The 14,451-nt window shown below is 57.1% G+C and carries 6 protein-coding genes; 3 read left to right on the top strand and 3 right to left on the bottom strand.

The window, feature by feature from the left end:
• Positions 1 to 555 precede the first annotated feature (555 nt).
• A complete protein-coding gene (locus QMX98_RS24370) occupies positions 556 to 7,596 on the top strand; it encodes a TcdA/TcdB pore-forming domain-containing protein (protein ID WP_282411495.1) in 7,041 nt (2,346 codons plus the stop codon).
• A gap of 75 nt (positions 7,597 to 7,671) precedes the next feature.
• Here the strand turns inward: QMX98_RS24370 and QMX98_RS24365 are convergent, their stop codons facing one another.
• Complete coding sequence (locus tag QMX98_RS24365; RefSeq protein ID WP_010463905.1) at positions 7,672 to 8,268, bottom strand: MarC family protein; 597 nt, start codon at positions 8,266 to 8,268, stop codon at positions 7,672 to 7,674.
• A gap of 258 nt (positions 8,269 to 8,526) precedes the next feature.
• Between QMX98_RS24365 and QMX98_RS24360 the strand changes: the two genes are divergently transcribed.
• On the top strand, positions 8,527 to 9,318 hold the full coding sequence (locus QMX98_RS24360; protein WP_282411494.1) for a hypothetical protein: 792 nt from the start codon (positions 8,527 to 8,529) through the stop codon (positions 9,316 to 9,318).
• A gap of 21 nt (positions 9,319 to 9,339) precedes the next feature.
• Positions 9,340 to 10,098 carry a hypothetical protein gene (locus QMX98_RS24355; RefSeq protein ID WP_282411493.1) on the top strand — a complete coding sequence of 253 codons (759 nt, stop codon included), beginning with the start codon at positions 9,340 to 9,342 and terminating at the stop codon, positions 10,096 to 10,098.
• Between the two features lie 21 nt (positions 10,099 to 10,119).
• Here QMX98_RS24355 and QMX98_RS24350 read toward each other — a convergent pair whose 3' ends face one another.
• Positions 10,120 to 12,906 (bottom strand): hybrid sensor histidine kinase/response regulator, encoded by a 2,787-nt coding sequence (locus tag QMX98_RS24350; protein ID WP_102594513.1) that lies wholly within the window; start codon positions 12,904 to 12,906, stop codon positions 10,120 to 10,122.
• A 99-nt stretch (positions 12,907 to 13,005) separates the two neighbouring features.
• Positions 13,006 to 14,301 carry a phosphoribosylamine--glycine ligase gene (purD, locus tag QMX98_RS24345; RefSeq protein WP_083375139.1) on the bottom strand — a complete coding sequence of 432 codons (1,296 nt, stop codon included), beginning with the start codon at positions 14,299 to 14,301 and terminating at the stop codon, positions 13,006 to 13,008.
• Between the last annotated feature and the right edge of the window lie 150 nt (positions 14,302 to 14,451).

The following is a 14,451-nucleotide window of genomic DNA, read 5'->3' as shown; positions in this document are numbered from 1 at the left end:
GTGGGTGTATACGCCTCGTTGGTACGGCGACAAGCCAGCCGGGTAAGTCTTGGCGGCCAGCGGTGCTGGCCGCAGTTCCGCCCCCCTTCCAGTGCGTAAGATTTTTCACCGCGCATCGACCGAAAGATTCCTTGATGCCCGCCGTACTTTAACTGGGCTCACCCGGAAAGTGCGTGCGAGTGCCTCAGACAATTCAATATCCGCGTTTCATGTTCTGATACAACCGACGCAGCCCGTTTGATTCGCGGCTGTGCGCAGTGTGTTAGTAACCGTTTCCGACAAAGATAAAAGTTACACTTGTTTGTCCGGCTTAAGTGTAATTAATTAATTGCGCTGTTGTTGGATTGAGGTAGTTATTTTTATCGCATAGTATTTTTTGGGTGGGCAGCTTTGGCAGTTTTTTGCCTGCTGTTTCTGTGGTTAGCGTATTAGCAATGCCAGTGCTTTCGGCGCTGGTTTTAAATATCAGTTCAGGTTCGCAAACATCGACGGATGGCGTGTGCGCGACGCTGTGGGCTACGTGTATTTCAAGTTTGTTATAAGGGCATGGATGTGATGAATCAATATCAGGGATCAAACACGGCGGGTAAGTCGTTTCTTCAGTATTTCAGACTCGATGATATTCAAGCACTCTCGAACGAGTTTCGCGCCGCGCCGGAGTATGAAGCGCTGGTTGGCTATTACTCAGCGTGCGCAAAAGATCAGCCATGGGCTGACCAGATGGCGCCATTGTTATTGCTCAAAGAGACGCTCGACTCACTGATTGGCCAGCGCGCCGGACCGATTTCCGCCGCGTTGGCCGACCTCTCCGCGCGGCTTGAAAACTATACAAACCGGCTGGTCCAGACCGTGCGAATGTTGAATCCGGTTGCGCCCGAAGTGCCGAAAATAATGCACTTCGTTTGGGTCGGCGGGAGCGCGGTTGGCGCTATTCAGCGAGACTACATCAATATATGGAAGGCGGTCATGGTCAAGGAAGGCCATACGTTCAACCTCTGGTACGACAGTGATGCAGTACTGGCCTTCGAGATGAATCGAGTGATCCTGGAAAGTGCCAGGGCGCATGCCATGGAGTCAGGGGGAGCCACAATCGCCACGCCTGTGGAGCTGGCCCGGATGATCGAACATCGAGCCCGGGTGCTGAAAATGCAAATGTCGGCTCACCTCAGGCAGGAGCGCTGGGCCGGAAAGGCGGATGAAGCGCGTATTGATCTGATGGTTCGCGCCTATGGCAAGGACGAAGCCACCCTCATTGCGTTCAGACAAAAATGCCTGGACAGCCACTTGGCCATGGTTGATGAACATCTGCGGTTACGCGACGTGCGCGAGGTCTTCAAAGAACACTCGTTATGGGATGTCTATGAACGCGAAGTGGCAGGGCGAGGCAACTTTGCTGCGGCCAGCGATGTGGTTCGCCTGCAGGTCGAAGCACTGGAGGGCGGTCGCTACAGTGATGTGGATTACTTGCCGCAACTGAAAAACGTATTGGGCGGAGTCGATATTACGGCGTTCGATGAAAGTGCGCGAATTGGCGTATTACAACTCCTGCTCAATAACAACGAATCGCTGATGCCAGGGCGCGACCCCAGTCGATACCCTGACCGCACAATGAGTATTCCTGAACAGCACAGGACAGCATTAAACGAGTTTGCACTGCAGCGTCCGGGGCCCTCCGACATATTTTCTGCGCCGGGGAATAGTCAAACGCCCACGGACGGTATTCGCATGGCCATCCAGATCAACAGTGAAATGAACTCTCATATCGTCGCGCATGCCGGCGCTGGCTCGACCCAGGCGATTATCGAGTTGATCAGGTTCAACTACGACTTCCTGTCAGCGTTTGAGTCTCGATTGAACGCGACGGCTGTGGACTGGAGCGACAGTGCAGCCGTACAAGATATTCTCGTGGCGATGGTGAATGAAAAGATTGCCGAGGTGCCTGGACTGTCGAAAACGCGCCGAGGGTATTTAGGCAAGCTGGTTAGCGCCATTGGCGCTTACTACAGCGACGGTATTCGTTATGAATCCCGTGGGACCATTGATTTGACCGGGCCTGGGGCCGCGATTACAGGGCTTGAGGATTATGTGGAAAAGCATCTCCTGTTTGATGGGAAAAACGAAATACGAGATCGATTGAAATTGTCGGATGGCTACAACGTGGCCACCGAAGAAGAGAAGGTTTCTGGCTGGACGATCAACGCTACACCGCAAGAATGGCTGAAAAAAGAACAAGCAAACTGGGCCGACGGCAAATTACAAACACGCTATCAGGGGACTTTTTCCGAGCTGTTGAAAGGGCGCACCATCAGCTTCGAAAAAGGCTGGCCGATCATGGAAGGGCGCCCGGTTTTGTTGACCGCCATCCTGCAGCGCTGGATGGATGAGTTGGGGGAGCCCTTCATCCGTGCGATGAACGAAAAGCTCAGCGGTGAGTTGAATTTCGCTAAACCTTTTTCCCTGGACTTTGATGACCGGCAAAGGATTCTGAACCAGTCTGTAGCCGAGCTACCGGTTTCCCATGGTTTCTATCCGATTGGCAATCTGAATGAAATGATCGTTCGCATCGGTCATGGGACTCTGCCGCTCAATCAGTTGAGTCCGGTACATCGGGTGGTGCTCGGTGGCCTTTTCGGCGCATCGACGCTGGACGAAACCGGTTTCGCCGACGCCTGGCAGCAGCTCGGCGCGCTCGCGGAAAGTACGGCCGACCGTGGTATATCCGAGCGGTACATGTCTATCGAGCAGGTGTTGCTTTCGCTCAAAAGTCCCGAGTTCGAAACGGCGTTTGCCGCCGTCAAAACGCCAGTTGACTCCTCCACGGAGAGCGCTCAGGTACTCAAGATTCTTTCATTCGAGAATTCGTTGACGCTTCGTCAATGGGGCGAGAGCGTTGCTCGCATCAGGCACCAGACGGACTACGAGCTACGCCGATATATTCTCCAGCGCAGTGCCTCGGTGCGTAAAACGCTCCTGGAGGCGGGCGCGTCAATGGCCAAGTTAATGCCTCAGGGGTTGCTGGTCAGGGGCGATGGCGACCCCGGAAGACGCTGTTATCCACTGGCGCTGCTGATGGCGGCGGCGACTCATCAGGGCCGCGATGCGGTACAGGCACTGAGCGGCAGACTGGCCAATGCGCATTTCTCGCCCGGTGAAAGTGATACCCATGCATTTCTTCAGGCGCTCGACGAATTGCGCGCCATACCCCAGGCTGATTTTGGCGACAAGCTCGGCACGTTGAGTTTCGATGGCATCTTTGAGGTGTTGGCGGCTAAACCTGCACCTTGCACGTTGATGCTCAATACCGAAAACCATTCAATGATGGTGGCCAGGACCGGGACGGCCGAACACAGTAGCTGGTCTTTCTACGATCCCAATTTCGGTGTCTTTGGTTTCGATCGGATAGACCACCTCAAGCTTGGGATGAAGGCCCTGTTCAACACGTCCGACCTGGCCAGGCAGTATGCGATCGAGTCGACGGATCGCTCGCCCTTCAATGTGATCGAACTGGACGGCGATCGCCTCGCCAGCAAGCACTTACCCTCGGAACTGCCAGTGTCGAAGCTGTTGGGCAATGAATCCTTGAGCTCAGGAAAAAGCATCGCACCCTGGTCCCATCACGCCCAATTACGCTCACGCGCGCTGTCTGAAAATGCGCGATTGGGACGGGGTCTTTCCGAACGGGATGCCAGCGTCTGGGCGAGCAAAATCGATCAGGTGACAAACCGGGTGAGATCGGCGAACGGGCTCGGGAGCGAGTATGTCCCGGTGTTCGCAACCCTGCAGGCTCAACCGGATGACGGTTACGCACTGTCGTTCATGGACATCAAAACGCAACAGATCCGCGTGGTGAAAACCAACGAACCGTTTCTCGGGCGAATCAAGTCGTTCCTGGACACGAGTATCGAGTACCTGGCCGGCAGCAACGATGGACATAAACCTGTTGATCCAACGGATGTTTCCGAGGGTAGCCGGCTGAGTTTTGCGTTTGGTTTCCAGGCGTTGATCACCGAACTTCGCAATCGCGATCAACTGGCGCAGCCTGGAACAGAATCGAACCTGGCCGTCGCCGTTCGCCTTCATGGCTACCTGGGCCATGCACAGTTAGTCCACGGTATCGGCCTCGACACACTGCAAATGGCGAACCTGGTTCGACAGCTGGTGAACGCCGAGCGAGCGATAGCGGTCAGGACCGCTTCGGCGGGCGGGCGACTCCTGGCGCGAATCGCTGGCCCGGGGTTGGGGCAGGTATTGGGCGTGGTCAATATCGGTTTTGATATTTACGAGTTCTACAACGCTGAAAACCACGAGCAGCAAGCGCGTTTCGGCACTCAACTACTGTTCGATGTCAGTGCGCTTGTGCTCGACGGCGTTGCGCTGGTAGTCGGCGGGACGGCGGGTGCGGTCGCAGGTTTTCTGTCGGTGCCATTGCTTGGCATCGGAATCGGCGTCACGGCGATTGCCGGCAATCTCGGGCAAATCATGGACAAGGCAGAGAAAGTTGCCGAATTGTTTACCCGGTTCAAAACGGCGTACAGCCCGCAGGCTTTCTCGGTCAAGCAAGGGGTCGTATCGATCATGCCCGAGTCGGTGGTGGGCACGGTTGATCTTCGCGAAGGGGTCATCGTGTTCGGCAGCCAGGGGCTCTTTCGCTCGCTGGGTGGCTCGGGGCTCCCACGGCCCGATGGGAACAAACAGAACGCTATTGTCGTTCGAGAAAGCATGGGGCTGCCAAAACAGGTCGCGATTCCTGGCCCGCGTGTTCATGGTCGATTTAACGCTGTGCCGGCAGAATCGGCCTTGCTGCTTCCGGGTACTCCAAAGTGTTATTACGGTTACGAGTATCAACTGGGTTCCGATCCGCAGGTCTTTGAGTGGAGCAACCTGCTCCTGAACGTTGTCGGCGGCTCGAGCGTCCTGCCTCCTAAGATGTATCCGCAATATGACGTGTTGCGTGAACTTGAAGCCAGGGAGGAAGGTTTTTTCTTCACCCACGCCAGACCTTTCCCGCACATCCTGTACAAACTCAACCCTGTCTATGAGCCCACGACCATTACCGTGCGCGTTGGAAATGAAACCCGGGCGCTGTACGTTCCTGAATTACCGCGAGAGATGCGGGGCAAGGTTTCTTACCGCATCGACACGCTGAGGGGGGCTTACTCCCTCGCACTTAAACCAGGACTCGTGTCGGTCCACCTCAGTGCACTTCCCGGTGACGGAAGCGTGAGCTGGGTGTTGATCGCCGACTGGATCACGCCACAACACATCAGTGTCGGCGCGGCGGGGTTGAACATCGACGGTATCGAGCTGAGCATCGAGGCCGACATCGACGTATATGTTCGAACAAAGAACCTCGAAACCTACCGTGTTGACCGCGAACATCGGCAACTGTACCTGGCGTCACTTCAAGCGGCCGACGGACATTACTCGCAGGCGGAGCTTGACCGTTTGAAGGTGCTTCACCGGCAGCAGCGCATGGGCAATGCCTTAATTCCTGCGGGCAAGTTTCTGCTGCCTTTTGGCAATCCAGAAAAGCCGCAATACACCGCCGGTTGGTACGAAGTGGCAAAGGAACGGTTCGTTTATGGCCGTCAATTCCTGGGTCCGGTCAGCGAGAAACTTCAACTGGCGGCAGTGCAAGACGATCACGCTTACTTCTATCACCCGGATCAACCCCTGATATGGCGCGTCAATGCCGTCACAGGTTTGACCACTTGGCGCTACAGCGTTTTCAATCGTGGAAGTGAAGAGGCGCAGATCATTGGCTGCCTAGATCGGGGCGCTGGCGTTGTTCAAGTCACTCAGCGGGTACGCCTGAGCAAGACCCAGCGTTACGTGGTGATTTATCTGATTCACGGCGAGGAAATCTCGTTGGTTTCGGTATCGAGCGAACCGCCTGACTATTTCGATACCTTGAAGGACGTCATTGCCCTGTTACAGCAAGTTGATATTGCGGTTGTTACTGAAGGCGCCGACGCCGAACGGCAAACGTCCTGGAGGCCTGCGTCCTTTGTGACGGTAACGTCTGGCGACCTCGACAAGCCGTCGCTGCCGAGATGGATCAACGGGCAGAGCCACCAGCTCCTGACCCCGCACTTGCCTGTCAGCGAAACCGCCTCGGCGCTGCCCCAGATAAGCTTGCTGCCACCGAATGATCCTGATGCTGCAGCGTTCCTGTTTCACGACGCACACAGTCAAAACCTCTATCACCAACCCTTTACCGGCGATGAGGCACAACGGGTGCCATTGCCAGGCAGCGTCAAGCTCAGGATCAGCGACGGCGGGTACCTGGTCGTCAATGAGTCCGGGCTGATGTTTGACGTTCGTCAGGACGCGAGCTTTTTCCTTAGCGGCGTGACGGGGGATTGGCTGGATGCCCATCCATTGTGGATGAGCGATCTGGAGGCCCTTGGCAAGGAGCATGCGGTTTCGCTGATTTCGCTTTCCGGATTATCGGACGTCACCGGCCAGGTGCCTGTCTACGCGCGCTACCTGAACAATAAGCTGTTGGTAACCGACCTGATGGCTGAAAAAGGTTGCCGTCTGTTGTCCGTCACCCGTGATGGCAAGCACGCCTGGTTACTTGGCCTGAGCAGCGGCCACCTTTATCGTCAGGCGTTTATCGAGCCTGAGCAGCTGAGCCGCGCGTTCGGCAGTGGCAGGCGGCTGATCAATGCCGACGCGCTGCCACGACCAGAAAAGGTCTGGGGAGCCTGGGCATTTTCTGACGTGCTGCCTTACGGCACCGGTTTGCGGGGCCGCACTCGGGACGGGGTCAATTTCGAACTGATTGAAGGTGAGCCGGCCCGCATCATCAGTGTCGAGAACGCCTGGTCTTATCGTTACAGGGAGTCGCCTGAAGCGCTGACAAAACGCCTGAACGATTTAGTGTCCGGTCAGGCTCATGCGCCTTTTTTGCCGATTGGCCACTCGACCAACCGCTACGCGTATTACGTACCCGAACTCAATCGTGTCTTTGAGGTTAACGGCAGAGCGGATGGGCAGTGGGCAAACTTCCTCGGGACGAAACAAGGGAGTGTTCCGCTGTTGTTTGATCCGGTGGACGGCGTGATCTTCAACCGCAACACAAAAGAGGTTGTGTGGGTGGCGGCGAACAAGGCCAGTCGAGAGGGTGATGTCATGACGCTGGAGATCGCGGGAGAGGTAAAAGACCTTCTGGCTCTGATGCCCGACGGTGTCAGTTCATTGATTCTGGGAGGCGCTGAAACGGGGTCGATTTACCACGTGTCGGAGACCGCCTGGCAGCACCTCGATTGCATCGTGGTCGATTGCACTGACTGGCCGGACATTGACGCCATACCCTCGCGGCTGATTCTGGCGACCGGAGCGCAGGATGACTGGCGTGTCGATCGGGCAGACAACCATCTGCTGCTCACCGACCCCGACAACGGCAGCAGCCTGGTTTTTCGTTCGGCACAATCTGAGGAGTGGGCATTGGCTCAGTCGCTGAACCTGAGTGTGCAAGTTCTTGGCAATACGCTTGAGGTCAGCGTCCATGAACTGTGGCAAACGGTGTTCGATCTTGGGGAAAGCAGCCTTGAGTTAAAAGTGCTCGTCGAGAAGTTGAGCTCGGTCTAAAAAACCGAGGGTGGAGATCCGGGTTCCGAACGTTTCGCAACGTTGTCAATTCACAACGTTGCGCTCCCTGGCTGATCAGGGCACCAGGTAACCTTTTACGCCCGTGAAGATAATCTGTGCCGCCAGCGCGCACACAAACAATCCCATCAGCCGGCTGACAATCTGCAAGCCCTGGTCACCGAGAATCCGTTCGATGCGGCTGGACAAATAAAGGACCACGCCAACCGTAAAGCTGGCCAGGGCAATGCTGAGAATGGCCGTGAGTTTATCGTCCCAATGTGGCTGGCTCACGCCCATAACCAACAAGGCACCGATGGTGCCGGGGCCGACCGTCAATGGAATCGTCAGCGGGACGATCGTCACGTCCTGCTGCACATTGTCGGTCTGCACCGCCGACTTGCCTTGGGCCATGCCCAGTGCCGAGATAAACAGCACGCTGCCGGCGCCGATGCGGAACGCGTCCACGGTGATGCCGAAGACACTGAAAATCACCCGTCCGAACAAGTACAGCAAGACGCTGGACACCAGCGTGGCGGTGGCCACTTTCCAGGCCAGTCGACGTTGTTCCTTGCGTGAATAACCGCGGGTCAGGCTGATGAAGCAGGACAACACGAAGAACGGGCTGTAGAGCACCAGCATCTTCAGGTAAACGCTGAATAACACGTGGAGCATGGTTTCGGCTCGCATCAGGAGTGAGGATGACGAGGAGTCTATCAGTCAGTTAATTGCTTGTGGGTGTGAGTTGTGACAGGCGCGTCAGTTAATTTTCCGGCTGGGTGCTTTTGTTAGTTGCTTGGGTGTTGTTGTAACTTATGTTTAGTGAATGGATATGGTGTTACAGGTTTTAGTTTGTCGTTGTTCGTTTATTTGGTTATTGTTTTATCGCAAGTTCATGAGGAACTTGTCTGGTATTTTTATAAGGAATTCATTATGCATAATCAAGCTATTCGTGAAAGTTATGTTGCTGCCTGTATTGAAGCGATTGAAGCGTGTGATATCGACGAGCAGATCATTATCCGCCCTCGTGGTCTTATGGTTGTGGGCGACGAGATCGAAGCACCGTCGAAAGGCTCCGTTGTGGGTGAAGGCACGTTGGGCTTTTCTGGCAAGCTCAGTGCTGAAAACAAGTCGGACGCTCAAAACGCCTTTCTCTTTGCATCCCGTGCAGCGAACAAACTATACCCTGAAGAACATCAGGGCAAAGAGTGGTACTTGAGGTTCCGGGAAGTCATGACCCTCGCAGGCTGGACGCCTGTCAGCAAGTACTACAGCGATCTGCACGTCAGCGGCACCAGCGTCCGCATGGACAAACTGGTGCTGGAGATTCTCGGTGCGGTGGTTGCCGGCGTTGCATTGCCTGGTTCGACGACTGCGTTGATGCTCAAGGTGGCGGGTGATGCGATCGCGGCCCTGCAAAAGCGTGACACGGCTGCCCTGACTGTTTATGAGCGAAATCTGCTGGAAAATGGCGTCGGGGGAATCTCGGCAGGTGCGTGTGTCGAAGTCGAGGGTGAGGCAATCATGGCCGTGGGTGCAGTGCGTTTTCTTCGCAAGAACAGCTCCACCCAAGTAATGTTTACGGATGTGGATATCCGAAATGTGAACCTGTATCGCGGCGAAACGGTATTTGCCAAAAATACATTGGTCGCTGATGCAGTCCGTGAGTCCATCAAGAGCAAACTTGTCCCACATAAAGACCAGATCGTAGACATTGATATCTAACTGATCTAAATCGGCAGCCGGTTGTCGGCTGCCTTTTTTATTGTCGAGGAAGTTGATATGAGTTGCGAATATTCTGTGTTGATCGTTGGCGCTTGTGTCGTGATTATTCCGGCTGCGGATGGGGCGGCGCACTATAAGGATCTGGTCGATTCCGTGTTGCTGGCGCAATTGATTGCCAATAAGAAGATTGAAAAAGCCCCGGATGTCGACTGGTACAACGCTTATGTGGAATTTCTGGATGACTACTGGCTGCGACGTACAAGAGCGCGACAGGAATGGCTGATTACCCAGGACAGTGTCGAGTCTGTCAGCGACTGGGTCATTGCAGCGATTTCACAAGGTGCTGTGGATAAAGGAGGCGCTACGGCGGCAACAGTGCAGCGGCTGGCAAGGTTGTCCGGCAACGAGCCCGCAATGGGTTTGCTGCGCGATCACATGCAGAAAATATCCACGGACGAGTCGGGTGATGTTCTTGCGCCCGCAAAGGCTGTGCGTTTGCTGGTGGTTATAGCGCAGACGCCGACATCGCTCACAAGTGTGTACATCGAGCTTAAGACCCGCCAGATCATCAGTGCCAATCCGCTGGCCCAGCGACATCTGGCCGAGGATGTACAAGGCAGCGTTTGCATGCGCTACGCCAGTGCTGACTTGTCCGGAATCCTCTACGGCCCCGTGCGCGACGCCATTGCCTTGAAGATCAGCGACAGGTATCAGGACAACGTCGCGATGTTGACGTTGACCGATGATGCTTCGACCATGGAGATCTGCGCAGCAGATTGAGTCATGCCGGCGTTGATTGCCCTACACGCCTGCCTGGAGCGTTGAGGCCGTGCGATTCTGCTGATCACGCTGGGCAACCCAATGCTCGATCAGATCGCGCAGTTGCGACAGCTCGACCGGTTTGGCCATGTGCCCGTCCATGCCGGCCTGGCGCGCGCGCTCTTTGTGCTCGGCGAGGATGTGCGCGGTCAACGCCACAACCGGGGTGCGAATCCGCTGGTTGCCGACTTCCCAGGCACGTAACTGCTGGGTGGCAGAGAAGCCATCGAGGATCGGCATTTCACAGTCCATCAGGACCAGGTCATAACGCTGGGCTTTCATTGCCTGCAAGGCTTCTTCGCCATTGCTGGCGGTGTCAGGTTGCAGGTTGAGCTTGCCGAGCATGCCGCGAATCACCTTGGTCGAGATGTTGTTGTCTTCAGCCACCAGAATGCGGAAATCACTCGGAACCTTGACCGGAAGCGTCGGACCGGAGGGCTGGTACGGCGAGACGGTCGGGCCCTTGTTGCGCTGGTTCAGTTCATCCGCCAGGGTGGTCTTGAGGGTGTAGCCGGCCACCGGTTTGGCGAGGATGCGTTTGATCCCGGAGTTGCGCGCGATGATCTTGCTCGGCGCGTTGCTGATGCCAGTGAGCATGATCAGCAGAATGTCGTGGTTCAGGCTCGGGTCTTCCTTGATCTTGGCCGCCAGTTGCATGCCGGTCATGCCGGGCATGTTCTGGTCGAGCAGGACCACGTCGAAATAATCGCGCAGGTGAGCTTTGGTGCGCAGCAATGCCAGTGCCTCTTTACCGGACGGCACGGCACTGACGTTCAGGCCCCAGGCGCTGCATTGCTGCACCAGCACTTTGCGGCACGTGTCGTTATCGTCCACCACCAGCACACGCGCACCTTGCAGCGGGCCGTCGAGGTCGGAGGTCGGGTGCTCGAGACGATCAGGGTCCAGCGGCAGGGTCAGCCACAACGTGCTGCCTTGGTTGGCGCCAATCTTGATGCCGAATTCGCCCTGCATAAGGCGGATCAACTGACGGGCAATCACTAGCCCCAGGTTGCCGCCCAGGCTGGTTGCCGAGAGGAAATGTTTGCTGTGCAGCTCGGCGTGCATCAGTGCGTCGCGTTCTTCGGCCTCCATCGGCACGCCGCTGTCTTGCACGGCGATGCGCAGGCGCGGTTGGGCGCTGCGTTCGTCAAGCGCGACGACGATCAGGATCTCGCCCTCGTCGGTTTTCTTCAGGGCGTTTTCCAGCAGGCTCAGCAAGGTCTGGCGCAGACGCGTCGGGTCGCCGCTGATGACGCGTGGCACTTGCGGCTGGATGAAACTGATCAGCTCGACGTTCTGCTGTTCGGCCTTGGCGCGGAAGATGCTCAGGCAGTCTTCGATCAAGGCATTGAGATCGAATTGAACGTCGTCCAGTTCTATCTGCCCGGACTCGAGCTTGGAGATGTCGAGTATCTCGTTGATCAGGGTCAGCAGTTCGTTGCCGGCGCTGTGGATCGTCTGCACATAGTCACGCTGCTTGACCGACAACGGTGTGCCCAGCAGCAGTTCAGTCATGCCCAGCACGCCGTTCATCGGGGTACGGATTTCGTGGCTGATCTTCGCCAGGAACTCGGCCTTGGCGTTGATCTCGGCATTGCTGGCCGCCAGGTCGCGACTGACGCTGAAACGATCTTCGGTGATGCTGCGCTGACGTTCGCTCAGCGCAATGCTCATCAGCACGCCGCTGATGCAGATAAACCCCAGCAGCGTCATGATCAAGCCCTGCGGCGCGACCAGCGTCAGCCCCAGCAGGGCCGGCAACATGATCAGCGTGCCAATGTTGAACACGACCATCGCCGCGACGAACAGGCGCGCTGGGCGATAACCTTTTTGCCAGTGATAGGCACTGACGAACAACATGCTCAGACCTGCCAGGGCGACCAGGGCGTAGGTCATGATGTTCAGCGGCAGCGTATTGACGAACAGCAGCAGCAAGCCGCACATCACGATGAACAGAATGTCTCCCAGCAGCAGCTTGTTCAGCGGGTGCGGGCCGAGTGGCGCAAAGAAACGATAGGCGAACATCAGGCCGCACGGCGCCGTCAGCAGCAGGGCGAGGTAGGCGCCGGGTGTCTGCACCGCGTGCCAGTTTGGCAGCCAGGGCCCCGCCAGATTCAGCAACAGCAGCAGGCTGAGCATCAACAGTGCTTCGCATGCGGCCAGCCAGAGACTGCTGCGCGAGCGCGTATAGGCGTAGCGGACGAGGCTGTGCAGGATCAGCATCCCGAGGCAACCGAACAGAAGGCCGTAAATCAGCATCTGGTTCTGATTGGCCGCGGTCATGATCGCCGATTGCAGGGTGATGTACGGCCGTAACTGGTGTTCAGACACCAGCCGCAGGTAGACGTCGAGGGGTTTGTCGCTTTGTGGCAGCGGCAACATGAATTCGCTGCTGGGCAGGGGACGGTCAGCCTGGGGCTGCCCGGTGCCGGTGTTCAATTGATCGATCAGCGTGTCGCCGTCGAGCACGTACAGATTGAGGCGCGACAGGTCGGGGGCGAACACTCGCAGCAATTGCTCGTGCTTGCCGGGTGCAAGCCGGAAGCGCAGCCACAATGCACCTTCGGGCTCGGCCGCGGTGAGGCGGTCAAGTTCGATGGGGCTGAATTGATTGGTGTAGCGCGCGGAACGGATGTCGCTCAGCTGCAGGTCGCCCTGTTCGTCAAGCAATACCGCCCAGCCACTGCCTTGCGCGGCCTGTGCCGGGAGCATGCAGAGCAAGGTCAGCAGCGTGACAGTGAAACCTATGGCAATCCTGAGCCAGCGCACGGCGAAATCCCTTCGTAGGTTGATGCCAGATTATAACTATGCGCGGCGCCGGAACAGTCCGGCAAGGGCCTGAAGCACAAGCCCTGCCGAACGGATCGCTTATTCCTGATTTTCGCCACGTTCGCGGGCAATGGCACGGTAACCAATGTCCTTGCGATAGAAACAGCCTTCCCAATCAATCTTTGCCGCCAGTTTGTAAGCCTGTTGCTGGGCAGCATCAACGCTGGCGCCCATGGCGGTAGCGCAAAGCACACGACCACCGGCGGTCACCACTTGACCGTCCTTGAGCGCAGTGCCGGCGTGGAAGACTTTGCCTTCCAGTGCGGCGGCTGCATCCAGGCCGTTGATGGCGACGCCTTTAGCGTAGTCGCCAGGATAGCCGCCAGCCGCCAGCACGATGCCGACGCTCGGACGTGGATCCCATTGCGCTTCGACCTTGTCCAGGGCTTGCGCCAGGGCCGCTTCGACCAGCAACACCAGGCTCGACTGCAAACGCAGCATCACCGGTTGGGTCTCAGGATCACCGAAACGGCAGTTGAACTCGATAACTTTTGGGTTACCAGCCTTGTCGATCATCAGGCCGGCATACAGGAAACCGGTGTAGACGTTGCCTTCATCGGCCATGCCGCGCACGGTCGGCCAGATCACCAGGTCCATGACGCGCTTGTGGACTTCAGCGGTCACGACCGGGGCAGGGGAGTAGGCACCCATGCCGCCGGTGTTCGGGCCGGTGTCGCCGTCGCCGACGCGTTTGTGGTCCTGGCTGGTGGCCATCGGCAGTACGTTCTTGCCGTCGACCATGACGATGAAGCTGGCTTCTTCGCCGTCCAGGAATTCTTCGATCACAACGCGCGAGCCGGCGTCACCGAATGCGTTGCCCGCGAGCATGTCGCGCACAGCATCTTCCGCTTCGGCCAGGGTCATGGCAACGATCACGCCTTTACCGGCGGCCAGGCCATCGGCCTTGATCACAATCGGCGCACCTTTTTCACGCAGATAGGCCAGGGCCGGCTCGATCTCGGTGAAGTTCTGGTAATCGGCGGTCGGGATCTTGTGCCGAGCCAGGAAATCCTTGGTAAAGGCTTTCGAACCTTCCAACTGGGCCGCACCGGCCGTCGGGCCGAAGCAATCCAGGCCACGGGAGCGGAACAGGTCGACGACGCCAGCGACCAGCGGCACTTCCGGGCCAACGATGGTGAGGGAAACGTTTTTCTCCGCGAAATCTGCAAGCTGCTCGAGGGCGAGCACGTCGATAGCGACGTTCTCGCACTTGGCTTCAATGGCGGTGCCGGCGTTGCCCGGGGCAACGAATACTTTCTGCACACGCGGATCCTGAGCCACTTTCCAGGCCAGGGCGTGTTCACGGCCACCGCTGCCAATGATCAAAACATTCATTTCAAAAACCTCAAATTCTGTAAGGCGCTGCTGGAGCGCTTTATGTGGGAGCGAGCCTGCTCGCGAAAGCGGTGTGTCAGTCACATTGATGCTGAATGTGCCGCCCTCTTCGTGAGCAGGCTCGCTCCCACATTTCGATCAGGTTGGATC

This window comes from Pseudomonas sp. PS02303 (genome assembly GCF_029959925.1).
Classification (GTDB): domain Bacteria; phylum Pseudomonadota; class Gammaproteobacteria; order Pseudomonadales; family Pseudomonadaceae; genus Aquipseudomonas; species Aquipseudomonas mandelii.
The sequence above is the reverse complement of the archived record's forward strand: the minus strand, read 5'-3'. Positions and strand labels throughout refer to the sequence as shown.